At 71.2% G+C, this 14,846-nt stretch carries 11 protein-coding genes; 3 read left to right on the forward strand and 8 right to left on the reverse strand.

The genetic code is table 11. From position 1 onward, the window contains the following. Position 1 precedes the first annotated feature (1 nt). The 4 genes from AQJ27_RS31295 to AQJ27_RS31310 all read right to left on the reverse strand — a co-directional run bounded on the left by AQJ27_RS31295 (position 2) and on the right by AQJ27_RS31310 (position 4,438). Positions 2–724, reverse strand: coding sequence for a 3'-5' exonuclease (locus AQJ27_RS31295; protein WP_067375840.1), 723 nt, complete (start codon positions 722–724; stop codon positions 2–4). 130 nt (positions 725–854) lie between these two features. Further along, the gene (locus tag AQJ27_RS31300; RefSeq protein WP_067375842.1) at positions 855–2,093 is read right to left on the reverse strand and encodes an SAV2148 family HEPN domain-containing protein; all 1,239 of its coding nucleotides are present in this window, start codon (positions 2,091–2,093) and stop codon (positions 855–857) included. Positions 2,094–2,206: 113 nt separating this feature from the next. Further along, entirely contained in the window at positions 2,207–3,526 is a 1,320-nt protein-coding gene (locus AQJ27_RS31305; protein WP_067375844.1) for a copper amine oxidase, read from the reverse strand. 96 nt (positions 3,527–3,622) lie between these two features. Next, on the reverse strand, positions 3,623–4,438 hold the full coding sequence (locus tag AQJ27_RS31310; protein ID WP_067375846.1) for a Tat pathway signal sequence domain protein: 816 nt from the start codon (positions 4,436–4,438) through the stop codon (positions 3,623–3,625). 178 nt (positions 4,439–4,616) lie between these two features. Between AQJ27_RS31310 and glgX the strand changes: the two genes are divergently transcribed. Both glgX and treY read left to right on the forward strand, forming a co-directional pair. After that, a complete protein-coding gene (glgX, locus tag AQJ27_RS31315) occupies positions 4,617–6,725 on the forward strand; it encodes a glycogen debranching protein GlgX (protein WP_067375848.1) in 2,109 nt (702 codons plus the stop codon). A 60-nt stretch (positions 6,726–6,785) separates the two neighbouring features. Beyond that, positions 6,786–9,191 carry a malto-oligosyltrehalose synthase gene (treY, locus tag AQJ27_RS31320; protein ID WP_067375850.1) on the forward strand — a complete coding sequence of 802 codons (2,406 nt, stop codon included), beginning with the start codon at positions 6,786–6,788 and terminating at the stop codon, positions 9,189–9,191. Here treY and AQJ27_RS31325 read toward each other — a convergent pair. Then, positions 9,088–10,362, reverse strand: coding sequence for a cytochrome P450 (locus AQJ27_RS31325; RefSeq protein ID WP_235613801.1), 1,275 nt, complete (start codon positions 10,360–10,362; stop codon positions 9,088–9,090). The two genes, treY and AQJ27_RS31325, sit on opposite strands and share 104 nt — an antisense overlap. 401 nt (positions 10,363–10,763) lie before the next feature. Between AQJ27_RS31325 and AQJ27_RS31330 the strand changes: the two genes are divergently transcribed. Next, the gene (locus AQJ27_RS31330) at positions 10,764–12,014 is read left to right on the forward strand and encodes a M14 family zinc carboxypeptidase (RefSeq protein WP_067375851.1); all 1,251 of its coding nucleotides are present in this window, start codon (positions 10,764–10,766) and stop codon (positions 12,012–12,014) included. 165 nt (positions 12,015–12,179) lie between these two features. Here AQJ27_RS31330 and AQJ27_RS31335 read toward each other — a convergent pair whose 3' ends face one another. The 3 genes from AQJ27_RS31335 to AQJ27_RS31345 all read right to left on the reverse strand — a co-directional run bounded on the left by AQJ27_RS31335 (position 12,180) and on the right by AQJ27_RS31345 (position 14,682). Then, on the reverse strand, positions 12,180–12,596 hold the full coding sequence (locus AQJ27_RS31335) for an SSI family serine proteinase inhibitor (RefSeq protein WP_067375853.1): 417 nt from the start codon (positions 12,594–12,596) through the stop codon (positions 12,180–12,182). Next, positions 12,593–13,960: a M14 family zinc carboxypeptidase gene (locus AQJ27_RS31340; RefSeq protein WP_067375855.1), complete on the reverse strand. Its 1,368-nt coding sequence runs from the start codon at positions 13,958–13,960 to the stop codon at positions 12,593–12,595. Before AQJ27_RS31340 ends, AQJ27_RS31335 begins: the two co-directional genes overlap by 4 nt. 170 nt (positions 13,961–14,130) lie before the next feature. Then, positions 14,131–14,682, reverse strand: coding sequence for a DUF1707 and FHA domain-containing protein (locus AQJ27_RS31345; RefSeq protein WP_067375856.1), 552 nt, complete (start codon positions 14,680–14,682; stop codon positions 14,131–14,133). Positions 14,683–14,846: the final 164 nt, after the last annotated feature.

The following is a 14,846-nucleotide window of genomic DNA, read 5'->3' on the forward strand; positions in this document are numbered from 1 at the left end:
CCTAGACCTTCTGGTCCGCCAGGTCCCGCATCGGCCATGTCCCGTCGACCACCGCGTCCGTCTCCCCCTTGCGGCGCAGGAAGCTCTGGAAGTCGGCCGCCCACTCGGCGTACCACTCGATCTGGCGGCGGTGCAGCTCCGCCGGGCCGAGGGCCGCGACCTTCGGGTGGCGGTCGGCTATCGCACGGGCGAGCCGGGCCGCGGCGAGGGCGTCGGCCGAGGCGTCGTGGGCGGAGTCCAGCGACACGCCGTACTCCGTGCAGACCGCTTCGAGGTTGCGCTTGCCCCGGCGGTAGCGGTCGACGGAGCGGTCGATCGTGTACGGGTCGACGACCGGTGCGGGGTCGCTCCCGCCGAGCCGCTCACGCAACGACGGCAGCCCGTACCTGCGCAGTTCGGCGGAGAGCAGGGTCAGGTCGAAGGCCGCGTTGTACGCCACGACCGGGACGCCGCTCTTCCAGTACCCGGTGAGGACGCCGGCGATCGCGTCGGCGACCTGGTCGGCGGGCCTGCCCTCCGCTGCCGCCCGCTCGTTCGAAATCCCGTGCACCGCCACCGCGTCCGCCGGAATCTCCACGCCCGGATCGGCCAGCCACTCACGGCGCCCTATCGGCTCTCCGTCCTTGACCTCGATCACGGCACCCGTGACGATGCGCGCCTCGCGCGGATCGGTCCCGGTCGTCTCCAGGTCGAAGCCGATCAGCAGCTCCCGGTGCCAGCCCATGGGCGGCCCCCCTTCTTCGTGGTGCTTTCCCCCAGTGGTCTCCACGATCGCACGAGCCACTGACAGTCCGAGGACCGCGTTCCGCTTCCCGCGCCGAACAACACGTCACGGCCCCGGTCGGGGCGACACTTCAGGACACCGGACGCGAATCCGCCCAGGCCACCTCGAACTCCTCGCGATATGTCGGGAAGAGGCCCTCTTCGCCGATCTCGTCCGGTTTGACCACCCGGCCTCCACCGCGCAGCACCAGCACCGGCGCCTCCATGCCGCGGGCCCGGCGCAGATACGACTGCACGATCGCGATGCCGTCGGAGCCGTCCCCGTCGACGAGGTACGCCGTGAAACGCGGCGTCTCGTCGTACACCTGGATCTCGAACGCGCCGGGGTCGCGCAGCCGGGCCCGCACCCGCCGCATGTGCAGGATGTTCATCTCCACGGCCCGGCTCAACTCGCCGCGCTTGATGCCTAGTTCGCGCTCGCGCCGCTTGACCGCGCTGGACGCCGGGTTGAGGAAGAGCAGTCGCACCCGGCAGCCCGTCTCGGCGAGGCGCACGAGCCGCCGCCCGGAGAAGTTCTGCACGAGCAGGTTCAGGCCGATACCGATGGCGTCGAGTCGGCGGGCGCCGCCGAAGAGGTCCTCGGCGGGGAACTGGCGCAGCAGCCGGACCCGGTCGGAGTGCACGCCGACCACGTCCGCGTACCGGTCGCCGACCAGCTCCTCGACGGCGTCGACGGGCAGCCGGCGCGCGGAGGGCACGTCGCTGCCGGCGCCGAGGATCTCCAGGAGCTTGGCCGCGGCGCGCTCGGCCTGCCCCAGGACGGCCTCGGACAGGGCCCGGTTGCGGGAGACCACGTTCCGGGTGACTTCCAGTTCGTCCAGCGCGAGTTCGACGTCACGGCGCTCGTCGAAGTAGGGCTCGAAGCACGGCCAGTGCTGCACCATGAGCTCACGCAGCTGCGGCAGGGTGAGGAAGCTGAGCACGTTGTCGTCGGCCGGGTCGAGCAGGTAGCCCTTGCGGCGGCTGACTTCGCGTACGGCGACCGCGCGCTGCACCCACTCCTGCCCGGCGGGTCCGGCGGCGGCGACCACCCAGTCGTCGCCGTGGACGGGTTCGTAGATGGGACGCAGAACAGCGGCCACGACCGCGCGCAGCCGCTGTTCGACCAGGTTCAGCCAGATGTAGGCACGGCCGGCTCGCTGGGCGCGCGTACGCACCTCACGCCAGGCGTCGGCGCCCCAGTCCAGTTCCGGTCCAATGGATCCCATCTCCATCGGCCGCGCCAGGGACACCGCGCCGGGTGGGACATCTGTGGAGTTCCCCTCGTGACCCTCGTCACCAGGAGGCAACTCCAGCCCTCCCGAGCCCACCCGCGCACCGCCTTCCGCTCCCCCGAGCTCTTCCGTGGGTCAGCCCCACTCAACGATCAAGGAAGGGTACTCCGGGAGCGGCGGGCGGTGCAGCCCGATGGACAGGTCGTTTCTCAACTACCGTTTTCCACATGCCCGTTCTGGTTGGCGAGCTCCGGCGGAGTGAGCGGATTCATAGCGGTGACGTCACGCGGAGCGAGGGAAAAGCCCTGCCAGTGGACCGGCATGGGCTGCTGGTCCTCGTCGCGCGCTATGTGGTGGAAGCCCACGTTGACCCACACGATGGGGTGGGTGAGCGTCTGCCCGTTGACGTACTTGTCGACGGACTTGCCCGCTCCGGCGCCGCAGTTGAGCAGGTTGTTGGTGGCGAACTGCTCGCACTGCTTGTACTCGGTGAAGTACACGTCGTGCTTGGTGAAGGGGCGGCCGAGGTACTTGGTGGTGGCGCCCGGGACGATCTCGTAACTGCGGGCGTGGTTGTCCTTGTTCTTTCCGGTGTCGCTGACGACGCGCCACCAGCGCATGTTCTGGGCGTCGCCCGCGAGTTCCTTGGTGACCTTGGTGCGGGTGGTCTTGTTGGTCGGGCCCTCGTTGCCGTTGCGGGGCGGGCTGACGACGGAGTCGTACTGCTCGACCTTGTTCTTGGAGGAGCCGTCGAGCCCGAAGTCCAGCCGCCAGAAGACGTTGTGGCTGTGGCTGGTGGCGTAGGCCTTGGCACCCGTGCCGATGGGCCAGCCGCGGCCGTCACCCGCGTCGTAGTCGCCGGGCGAGAGGCTGCCGGTGGCACCGATGTTCATGTTGATGGTGCCGTCGTCCTGGAAGCGCCACTCGCTGATGTACTCGTACCAGCCGACCTTGTTGACGGTGTAGATCAGCAGGTCCTTGCCCTGGGTCTGGAAGACCTTGTTGCCCGTGTCGGCCTCCATGCGGTAGGCGTGGCCGCGCGAACGGGTGGTGGTGCACAGGCCGTTGACGTTCGGGTGCTGCGGGTCCCAGGCGTTGGGGATCTTCACGGTCTTGATGGTGCCGCCGGGACACTCGCCGGGCGCCATCTTCATCAGGCCCTGGCCGAAGCCGGCGCCCGTGAGGTCGTCGTACTCGGCCTTGCCGTCGTCGTAGGGGACGTGGATCTGGCCGAGCTTGGCACTGGTGAGGACCTTGATCGGCTGGGCCTCGCCCTTGGGCTGGTACGAGATGTTCTCCAGGACGAGCCCGGCCTCGCTCTCGTAGTGCCAGCACATGCGCCAGGTGGTGCCGGTGGAGAGCTTCTGCTCGATCTTGTACGCCGTGCTGCAGGCGGGGGCCGCCGCGGGCGCGGCCTTGGACTGGGCGACGGCCGGACCCGCGGCCGTCGTCGCGCCGACGGCGAGTGCGGCCACCGAGAGACCGACCGCCGTCCGGCTGCGGGCACGACTGATTCTGTTCACGCGCATGACGAAGAGACTCCTTGCGAAAGCATGCGAAAGAAGGAGGTGGGTTGGAAAAGTGAACGGAGGCGGCTCAGCCGCCGGGAGCGCGTCGGTCGCGGCTCAGCCGAGCTTGCCGACCTTGCGAGCGCTCAGATCGATCACCAGTTGACGGGCATCTATCCAGGACCCGTTCCTGACCTTCGGGAACAGCCTCACGCAGCGGTGCTCGCCGCACTTCGCGAGGAGGACGGGCTGGGCGCCCGAGGTCGCCCGGTAGACCATGCTGTTCAGCGTCAGCTGGTCGGGCGAGGTGAGTTCCTTGCCGGTGGCGTCCTTGTAGTCGGCCCGCAGGCCCGCGCCGAGCGGGTCGGCGATCAGCAGTTTCGCGGCCTCGACCATCTCGTCGCGGCTGATGGGCGGCTGGACACCGTGCTGGGTGTCCGTCCGCTCGACCTTCCCGCTGCCGAGGTCGACCGTTTTGGTGACGAGCGTGTCGTCCTTGTAGTCGTAGAACGTGACGTCCGCGCGGCGCGGCGCGTTCGGGTCGTCGAGTTCGCTCTCCTCCGGGTCGGCGAGGTCGACACCGATGCGCTGCGGGCCGCGTTGCCCCTCCACATTCTTGCCGGAGGTGAACAACTGCCGGTTCAGCGCGATCTGTTCGACCCGCTTGGTCTCGTCGTCGGTCAGCGGGTCACGGCCGGTGCCCTTGTCGCCCTCGGCCGGGGCCCGCTCGACGACACCGGGCTCGACGGCCGTCTGCCCCTGTCCCTGCCCTGCCTGCTGTGCGGCCTGGCTGCCGCCGCGAAGGCCGCCCGAGCTCTCATCGGCCCCCGCCGAGCCCGGAAGGGTGATCCCGACCATCACGGCCGTCCCGGCCACCGCGACGGCCGCACCCGCCACCACTTTTCCCAGATGGCGGTGCACTATCTTGCGCACATTTCCCCCTACTCCCTCTGTTTCTCCAGGAGTGATCTGAGCCCCACTGGTTCGGCATACGACGTATGCCTGGTCAGCGGGTAAGAGGGACATAAGTCATAGGAGGTTCCCTCAGTTTCGGGGAGACTCGACTCCGAGTTGCCCCCAGGGGCGCGGCACTACTGGAAGAGTCATATCCATGCAGGTCTGGCCTGGAGAGGCATATCCACTCGGTGCCACGTACGACGGCGCCGGTACCAATTTCGCGGTCTTCTCGGAGGCCGCCGACCGGATCGAGCTGTGTCTGCTGCAGGACGACGGCTCGGAGACGGCGGTGGAACTGCGCGAGAGCGACGCGTTCGTACGGCACGCCTATCTGCCGGGGGTCATGCCCGGGCAGCGGTACGGGTTCCGGGTGCACGGACGGTACGCGCCCGAGCGCGGACAGCGCGTCAACTCCGCGAAGCTGCTGCTGGATCCGTACGCGCGTGCGATCAGCGGCTCGGTCAAGTGGGGCGAGGAGGTGTACGGCTATCCGTTCGGGGCGCCCGACAAGCGCAACGACCTGGACTCGGCGCCGCACACCATGACCTCGGTCGTGGTCAACCCGTACTTCGACTGGGGCGACGACCGGCGCCCGCGCACCGAATACCACCACACGGTGATCTACGAGGCCCATGTGAAGGGCCTGACGATGCAGCATCCGGCGCTGCCCGAGGAACTGCGCGGCACCTATGCGGCGCTCGCCCACCCGGCGATCATCGAACACCTGACGGAGCTGGGTGTCACGGCGCTGGAGCTGATGCCCGTACACCAGTTCGTGAACGACCACCGGCTGGTGGAAATGGGCCTCAACAACTACTGGGGCTACAACACGATCGGCTTCTTCGCCCCGCACAACACCTACGCGTCCTGGGGCGACCGCGGCCAGCAGGTCCTGGAATTCAAGTCGGCGGTCCGGGCGCTGCACGAGGCCGGGATCGAGGTCATCCTGGACGTGGTCTACAACCACACCGCCGAAGGCAACCATCTGGGCCCGACGCTGTCCTTCAGGGGCCTCGACAACGCCTCGTACTACCGCCTCGCGGACGACCCCCGCTACTACATGGACACCACGGGGACCGGCAACTCGCTCCTCATGCGCTCCCCGCACGTGCTCCAGCTGATCATGGACTCGCTGCGCTACTGGGTCACCGAGATGCACGTCGACGGCTTCCGCTTCGACCTCGCGGCCACACTGGCCCGCCAGTTCCACGAGGTGGACCGGCTGTCGTCGTTCTTCGACCTGGTCCAGCAGGATCCGGTGGTCTCCCAGGTGAAGCTGATCGCCGAGCCCTGGGACGTCGGCGAGGGCGGCTACCAGGTGGGCAACTTCCCACCGCTGTGGACCGAGTGGAACGGCAAGTACCGCGACACCGTACGGGACCTGTGGCGCGGCGAGCCGCGCACGCTCGCGGAGTTCGCCTCCCGGCTGACCGGCTCCTCCGACCTCTACCAGGACGACGGCCGCCGCCCGCTCGCCTCCATCAACTTCGTCACCTGCCACGACGGGTTCACGCTCAACGACCTCGTCTCCTACAACAACAAGCACAACCAGGACAACGGCGAGGACAACCGCGACGGCGAGAGCCACAACCGGTCCTGGAACTGCGGCGCCGAGGGCGACACCGACGACACGGCCGTACTCGCGCTGCGGGCCCGTCAGAAGCGCAACTTCATCGCGACGCTGATGCTCTCCCAGGGCGTGCCGATGCTCAGCCACGGCGACGAGTTCGCGCGCACCCAGAACGGCAACAACAACGCCTACTGCCAGGACAGCGAGCTGGCCTGGGTGCCGTGGCCCGAGGACGACGGCGAGCTGCTGGACTTCACACGCTCGATGGTGTGGTTGCGCCGCGACCACCCGGTCTTCCGGCGGCGCCGGTTCTTCCACGGCCGACCCGTCCAGGGCACCCACGACGAGCTGTCCGACATCGCGTGGTTCACCCCGGCGGGCACCGAGATGACCCAGCGCGACTGGGGGTCCACGCAGGCGCAGGCACTGTCGGTCTTCCTCAACGGCAACGCGATCTCCGAGCCGGGCCCGCGCGGTGAGCACATCGCCGACGACTCCTTCCTGCTCATGTTCAACGCCTCGCCCAAGCCCCTGGAGTTCGTGGTTCCGGTCAACCACGGGCGACAGTGGCAGGTGGTCGTCGACACGGCCCTCCCGGACGGGGTGGCGGCGGGCACGGGCGCGAAGGTCCAGGCCGGCGACCGGCTGACCCTGCTCGACCGGAGCCTGACCGTGCTGCAACGGCCCGCGTAGCCGGTCATTCGGACGTACGTCGATGACACGAAAGAGGGCGAGGCGGGTACGTAGGTTTCCATGACACCTGAGCGTCCCGAACGGGAGATCCCGGCCCCGGTGGTACCCGCTGCGCCCACCGCCACCTACCGGCTGCAGCTGCAGCCGGAGTTCCCCTTCGGGGCCGCCGAGGCCGCGGTGCCGTACCTGGCCTCGCTCGGCGTCTCCCATCTGCACCTGTCCCCCGTACTGGAGTCGGTCCCCGGCTCGACGCACGGCTACGACGTGGTGGACCACACGCGTGTACGGGGGGAACTGGGCGGCGAGGACGGGCTGCGCTCCCTCGCCCGCACGGCACGGGAACACGGGCTCGGCCTGGTCGTGGACATCGTGCCGAACCACATGGCGATGGCACCCCGCCACAACCACGCCCTGTGGGAGGTGCTGCGCGAGGGCCCCGGGTCGCCGTACGCGCGCTGGTTCGACATCGACTGGGACGCCGGGGGCGGCCGACTGCTGCTGCCGGTGCTCGGGGGGCGGCTCGGCGCGGAAATCGACCACCTGAAGGTGGACGGCGACGTACTGCGCTACTACGACCACGTGTTTCCGCTGCGCGAGGGCACCACGGGAATGCCGCTGCCGGAGCTCCTCGACGCGCAGTGGTACCGCCCGGCCTGGTGGCGACTGGCCCGCACCGACCTCAACTACCGCCGCTTCTTCAGCATTTCGGAGCTCATCGGAGTGCGCGTCGAGGACCCGGAGGTGTTCACGGCGACCCACGCGAAGATCCTGGAGCTGCTGGACGAGGGTGTGCTCGAGGGACTGCGCATCGACCATCCGGACGGCCTGGCGGACCCGGACGCCTATCTGCGCCGCCTCCACGCGGCGACCGGCGGACGCTGGACCGTGGTCGAGAAGATCCTCGCGGACGGCGAGCCACTGCCCGCCGCCTGGCCCGTCGCGGGCACCACGGGCTACGACGCCCTGCGGCACGTCGACGGCCTCTTCACGGACCCGGCGGGCGCGGGGGAACTCCTCGGACAGTACCGGCGGTTCGCGGCCCCCCAGGCCGATCGGGGCGGCCACTGGGAGGCGACGGTGCGCCGGGCGGCGTACAAGGTGATCACCCACGAGCTGGCCACGGAGTCCGACCGCCTCACGCGCGTGGCGAGCCGGCTGTGCGCCGCCTCCCCCGACCCGGAACCGCGCGACCACGCCCCGTGGGCCCTGCGCACCGCGCTGCGGGAGCTCCTGGTGCGCGTCGAGGTGTACCGGCCGTATCCGTCCACGGACGCCTCCCTGGTCGTGACGGAGGAGGCCGCCGAGGAGGCCCGGGCGGTCTTCACCGTGCCGGAGGAGGCGCACGCCGTGGACGTCGTGCGGGACCTGCTGCTCGGGCGGCCCGGTGACGGGCCCGAGCACGCGGAGTTCCGGGCCCGGTTCGCGCAGACCTCGTCCGCGCTGCGGGCGAAGTCCGTGGAGGACACCGCGTTCTACCGCTATGTGCCCCTGCTGTCGGCCAACGAGGTGGGCGGCAACCCGGGCGCTCCGGCCGTGTCCCCGGAGGACTTCCACGCCTACTGCGCGCGCGTGCAGCGCGACTGGCCCGCCACCGGCACCGCCCTGTCCACCCACGACACCAAACGCAGCGCCGACGTCCGCGCCGCCCTCTCGGTGCTCACCCAGTGCCCCGAACGGTGGGCGGACGTGCTGGCCGAGGTGACCCGCGAGGGGACGACGGGCGTGCCCGACCCCCAGCTGGCGTGGGCCGCGTGGCAGACGGTGTTCGGGCTGGGTCCGGCCGACGCGGAACGCGTCCAGGGGGCACTGCTCAAGCACGTCCGGGAAGCAGGGCTGCACACCTCCTGGACCGAGCAGAACCCCGCGTACGAGGACTCGGTGGCGTCCTTCGTCGCGGCGGGCCCCTGCGGGCCGCCCGGGCGGCGCGTGGCGGACTTGCGGGCCTCGCTCGCCCCGCACGTCCGGGCGAACGTCCTGGGGGCCGCTCTGGTCCAGCTGACGATGCCCGGGGTGCCCGACGTCTACCAGGGCACCGAGGGCGAGTACCTGGCGCTGGTGGACCCGGACAACCGGGAGCCGTTCGCGCCCCTGGAGCAGGCTTCGGCGAAGGCCGCGCTCACCACGGCGGCGCTGCGGCTGCGCGCGCGGCGCCCCGAGGTCTTCGGCGACGCGGCGACGTATGTGCCGCTGGCGGCGCAGGGGCCGGGCGCCGCGCACTGCACGGCGTTCGTCCGCTCCGGGGAGGTGATTTCCGCCGTCACCCGGCTTTCGCTGCGCCTGGCGGAGGCGGGCGGCTGGCGCGACACCCGGCTCGCGCTCCCGGAGGGGCGGTGGACGGACGTACTCGCCCCGGAGCGGGAGTTCACGGGGCACACGCGTGTGGCGGAGCTTTTCGAGCCGTTGCCGGTGGTCCTTCTGGAGCGGGTCGGCCCAGACGGACCAGCAGGCTCCGGGGAGAGCGGCTGAGCAGGCCGTCCGCGACGGGATGGAAGCCCGGGGACCTGCGCAGCTCCGGGAGGGCGGCGAACAGGGCGTGCAGGCCGTGTTCCGCGGTGAGCCGGGCGAGCAGCGCGCCCGGGCAGAAGTGGCGTCCGGAGCCGTACGCGAGCTGCCCGGGGTCGGGCCGGAAGACGTCGTAGCGGTCCGGGTCGGCGAACCGGGCCGGGTCGCGGCCCGCGGCGCCCAGCAGACACGCCACGGTGGCGCCCACGGGTACCGCGCCGACCGGCTCGACGGCCCGGCGCAGCACGATGTGCAGCGGGGGATCGCGGCGCAGCGACTCGGCCCAGGCCCCGGCCGTCAGCTCGGGGCGGGCGCGGACCAGCGCCAGCTGGCCGGGGTGGTCGAGGAGGTTGGCGAGGAACGACGCCAGCGCGTGCGCGGTCGCCTCGCCGCCCGCGCCGAGGAGCGTCCCGGCGATCCCCGCCACGGCCTCGTCGGACAGCGGGCGCCCGTCCGCTCGCGCCGTGCACAGCGCGGAGAGCAGATCGTCGCCCGGGTGGGCGCGCCGACGGGCGATGTACGGGAGCAGGAAGGCGTCGAGCTCGGGGTGGTGGCCGCCGAGGTGGTCGAGGCCCGTGCGGCACCAGGCGTGCACGCGCGCGGTGTCCTCGTACGGCAGCCCGAGCGCCGCGACGGCCGCCGCGGTGGGCAGCCAGTGGCAGAACTCGGCGACGAGGTCGGCCTCCTGGCGGTCGGCGAGGCGGCGGGCGAGGACGTACGCGGTCCGTTCGACGCCCGCGGTCAGCGCGGTCAGGGCGTGTCCGCGGAACGCCGGTGAGACCAGCGCCCGGTGCGCGCTGTGCGTGCCGCCCTCCAGGTGGGCCAGGGTGCGTCCGGGCGGCGCGGCGACGAGCCGGGGGTCGGCGAGGGCGGCGCGTACATCGGCGTACCGGCTGACCAGCCACGCGCCGAACGGCCGGTCGTACACCAGCGGGAACCTCTGACGCAGGGTGCGGTACAGGGGGTACGGGTCGCGTTCGATGCCGGGGGTGAGCAGGCTCGGGGGGTCGGGCAGCCGTCGTACGACGGGCGGTCGTGTCGAGGTCGCGAGCGGCGTGACCGGAGGGACGGGCGTGTCCGGAACGGTGGGCGCGATCGGAGCGCCTTCGACGGGAAGGCCATGAGGACACAACACCGCGGGCCTCCCACCTCGGGTCTGCGCGCCGGGGAGCGGCACGTGGTTGTTCCCAGCGGACCACCGCGGCCCCCGGACCGCAGTCCCCGTACGCCCGTACGGGTGATGCCGAGGCTCGCCCCTGGGACCGGCTCGCGACCGCGCACGCTCCCCGGGCTCGCCCCGGAGGGTCGGTGTGTTGCGTGGACGACGACGCGCCGGCCGCGCCGGGACTCCCGAGGTCGGCCCCGGCCCTCGGACCTGCACGAGCCGCGCCGCGTACGTCCCTTCTGGCGCTGCCCGCCCGTCCTGGCGGAGATCAATGCCACCAGGCACCGCGGGGCGCCGCCCCGCCTTCTCCTTGACAGTTCCCCCAGACCGTGGAGTACTGCGGAAAGCGACGCAGGGCGGACAAGTCGGGGGTGAGTCTCCTGCCGGAGTTGCGTTACCCCAGTGTGACCGAAATCGTCTCGTCCGCTCGGACGTTGGCGGCTCACCGTCCCGGGCTGTGCGCCCTCAGACAGATCGGCGTCTCGCGCGGGGGCAGGCCTCTCCATCTGCTGTCCGTCGGTCACGCCGAGCGCGCGGTCCTCGTCGTGGCGGGCGCCCACGCGAACGAGCCGACCGGCGGCTCGACGCTCCAGGCCCTGGCCGAACGTGTACTGCACGAGCGGGAGTTGCGGGCCGACACCTCCTGGCACTTCCTCCTCTGCGCGGACCCGGACGGCGCGAGCCTCCATGTGACACCCGCGCCGCGCACCCTGTTCGACTATCACCTCGGGTTCTTCCGTCCAGCCGGCCCCGAGCAGCCCGAGTGGTCGCCCTCCGTCCTGCCGCCCGACCGGCTGCCCCCGGAGACCCGCGCCCTCACCCGGGTCATCGACGAGCTGCGGCCCTACCTCCAGGTGACCCTGCACGGCACCGATCTCGGCGGCAGCTGGGTGCAGCTGACCAAGGACATCCCGGGCCTCGCCGAACCCTTCGCCAAGTCCGCGGCGGAACTGCACATCCCCGTGGAGACGGGCGCCTCCGACGCCGCCGGCTGGCCCGCTTCCGGACCCGGGGTACATGTGATGCCGGCGCCGGGCTCGGACGCGGCGTACCCGAGCATGCCCGACGACGCCCGGCACAGCACCTGGTACCACACCCACCGGTACGGCGGTCTGACCGCGGTCGTCGAAGTGCCGATGTGGGCCAGCGACCTCGTGGACGACCCGGCGCCGCATCCCGCTCCGGATGCGGCGATGCGACGCCTGGCACACCGGCTGCTGCGCGACGCGCTCCAGGTGCAGACGGTGCTCACGGAGGTCCTGCCGAGGCTCCCCGGCCCCGACGGGCCCCTCCTGCGTGCCGCGAAGTGGGCGCTGGAGCTGGTGCCGGGCCTCGCCCACGACTGGGTGCGGACGCCGCCTCCCGATCCGACGATGGCGTACGTCGGCAGTGTCGACGCGTTCGGGCGCCGGCTCCCTTTGCGGGCCGCCGCGATGCTGCTGCGGGTCCTCCAGGAGGCCGACGACCGGGCGGCGCCGCGCCTCGAGCGCCTGGTCGCCGCATGGAGCGACGCCTTCGCCGAACGCTTCCGGGCTCGCTGGGTTCCCCTGGAGCACCAGGTCGAGCACCAGTCCCGCACCGTGGTGGCGGCGGCGCGGCATGCGCGGGACGGCGCGGCTTGACCTCTGACAGATGACAGATCACGGATGACGGATCACATCTGACAGATCGCGTCTGACAGATCGCGTCTGACAGATCGCGTCTGACAGATCGCATCTGACGGATGACAGATTTCAGATGACGGATATCGGATGACAGATTTCGTCATCTGTCATCCCGACATCACCTCAGCCCGACAACGCAAACACCGCCCCCGTCTCAGCCCCCATCACACACGAGTTGGAGAACGTGTGCGAGTACGTCACCTGCCGCCCCTCCCACTCCCCGCGCGCGGAGGCGGTGACCGGTGCGTAGATCATCGAGCAGATGGTGTCGGGCCTGGGCGGGATCCGGGAGATGTCTCCCCCGGCGGTGGCGAGTTCGGCGCAGGCCTCGGCCGCGTGGGCGTGGCCCTGGGGCGGGTCGCAGAGCAGGAGCGTGCCGCGGATGCTGCTGGAGTGGACGTCGCCGGTGGTGAGGGTGAGGTAGAGCCAGTTGCCGGGGAACGTCTGGTGGGACGTCGCCTGGGCCGGGGTCGCGCCCAGGGTGAGCAGGGCGACGGTCGCGAGGAGAGCGTTGCGTGCCGCGTGGATGTTTCTCGTCATTCCCGGTGCATCGGCAGCGCGGCCTGCGAACCCCACTCCGTCTCACCCGAATGGGAGCGCACGGGCGCGTACCGCCCGGCGAGTTCGAACGCGGCGATCACCACGCGCGCCTGGTACTCGACCTGGCGGGCGACCGGGATCCAGCGCGCCCCGCAGCCCTCGCGGTAGTCGGCGCACCATGCGTCGATCAGCCGGTCGAGCTCCGGCAGCGCCCCGCTCGGGTCGCGCCCGGAGCCGGTCACGAGCTGGTGCAGGAGCCCGGCCGTGCGCAGGGCGACCCGGCGTCCGGCGAGGCGCAGGGCGGTCAGGCGGGCCGTGTCGAGCGGCGGCAGGCGGCGCGCCCCGGCGTCGTGCATGTCGGGGTCCCAGGAGTCGGCGAGGCCGGGGCCGACGAGTAAATAGTCGTCGACGGGTGCGAGGAGGCAGGCAGCGTCCGGGGAGGTGTCGAGGCTGGGGCGGATCCGCCCGAGGATGCCCTCCAGGAGCCGTGTGTCGTGGCGCAGCGTGTGGCTGACGGAGCGCAGTACGGCGTCGGCGTCGGCGGGCCGGGTGGCGTCCTCCACGGCCGCCACGCCCCACATGGGGGCCTCGACGACGGCGGTGACGGTGCCGTAGCGGTGCGGATGGAACCAGGTGGACTCGACGGCGGCCTCGGTGATGGCGGCGGCCAGGTCGCCGGGGTGCGGCGGGGGGATGCGGTAGACGGCGGGGCCGAGCCTCGGCCAGTACAGGGTGTCGTAGGGCGCGAGTTCGCGCGGGATGCCGAGGCGGGCCGCGGTGTGGGCGACGCGCTGGGCGAGTCCGGGCAGTTCGCGGGTCAGTTCGACGAAGGCGCCGCCGACGTCGACGCCGTGCAGGGAGCACTGGAAGACCGGCCGCAGTTCGTCCTGGAGGTCGAGGAGGGCGCGGGTCTCCGGGAGGGTGGCGCCTGCCGCGCCCTCGGGCAGCCACTCGGGCTGTTCGAGGAAGCCGGGGCGAAAGAAGTTCCGGAAGTAGTTGCCGAGGGTGTACGGGCCGGACAGCCAGGCCTCGTTGCGGCGGGCGCCGTCGGGGTCGAGACAGAGAAGCAGGTTCCAGGTGGCGTCGGCGCCCTCGCGGAGCCGGGGGTCGGCGAGCGCCCGTTCGGCCAGGCGCAGGGCCGTGGCACCGCCCACGGGTTCGTTGGCGTGGGGTCCGGCGACGACGAGGGCCTGGCGGCTGCCGTGTCCGACGGACAGCAGCCACAGCGGGGTACCCGCCCGTGACGTGCCCACGCGGCGCAGTCGGGCGTCGCGCGGCCGGCGGGCGACGAGCGCGGCCGCACGGGCGCCCAGCTCGTCCACGGTCGGGTAGCGGAGGAGTGGCGGCAGGGCGCACCTCCACAAATGTGGTGCCGTCGATTCACCTGATGTACATGGTGTACGCACAGTCAGTCACGGCTGTGGAGGTACGTCAACACCGTCGAACGTAAGGGAATTTAAGGAAACCGCTGAGTGAAACCGAGGCCAAGGCTCATGCGGGTGCGGGAAGGCTCATGCGGGTGCGGGTCGGTCGCTCAGGAGGACGAGAGGCGGAAGGACATGCGTCCGAAGCTGATCTGGTCGCCCTCTTTGACGACGGCGGCACTGATCACCCGCCGTCCGTTGACGGTCGTCCCGTTGGTCGAGCCGAGGTCGCGCAGCACCCACAGGCCGCCCTGGCGGCTCAGTTCGGCGTGGACGCGGGAGACCGTCTCATGGTTGAGCCGCAGTCCGCTCGCGGGGTCGCGGCCGATCCGCAGGGGGTAGTTGTTGCCCGGGTGGGGCAGCAGCAGCTTGGGGAGCCGCTCGGCCTGCCAGGCCCTGCGCAGCCGTACGGTGAAGCCGGAGACCGCCTCGACGGTGCCGAACACCAGTTTCGACCAGCGTCCCTCGGTGGGCAGGTCGGCGATGAGCACGGCGAGTTCGTCGGAGCGGCGGGCGGCGAGCGCCAGTTCCATCCGGCGGACGAACGTGTCGTGCGAGAGGCGCCCGAGGGCGACGCCGTCACTGAGCGCCTTCAGCGCCCGGTCGCGCTCCGCGTCGGACAGCCGCGCGGGGTACGTGTGGAACTCGAAAGACGACGTCACGGAGGTGATTGTCGGTCAGTAGGAGCGGGGTGTCCAGAAGACCCGGAAACGGCCACTGCCGCCGACAGGTGGGTTCCACGCGTCCATCACGTGGCAAACACGCGGCAAAAGGGTGGAATCGAAAGCGAATTGATCTCGTGTGAAGCACCATGGACGTGCTACGT

The sequence above is a fragment of the Streptomyces olivochromogenes genome (assembly GCF_001514115.1).
Lineage (GTDB): Bacteria > Actinomycetota > Actinomycetes > Streptomycetales > Streptomycetaceae > Streptomyces > Streptomyces olivochromogenes.

Coding starts and splice junctions, on each gene's coding strand:
- AQJ27_RS31295 (WP_067375840.1), bottom strand. CDS start 724: ATGGGCTGGCACCGGGAGCTGCTGATCGGCTTCGACCTGGAGACGACC.
- AQJ27_RS31305 (WP_067375844.1), bottom strand. CDS start 3,526: ATGCGCGTGAACAGAATCAGTCGTGCCCGCAGCCGGACGGCGGTCGGT.
- glgX (WP_067375848.1), top strand. CDS start 4,617: ATGCAGGTCTGGCCTGGAGAGGCATATCCACTCGGTGCCACGTACGAC.
- treY (WP_067375850.1), top strand. CDS start 6,786: ATGACACCTGAGCGTCCCGAACGGGAGATCCCGGCCCCGGTGGTACCC.
- AQJ27_RS31335 (WP_067375853.1), bottom strand. CDS start 12,596: ATGACGAGAAACATCCACGCGGCACGCAACGCTCTCCTCGCGACCGTC.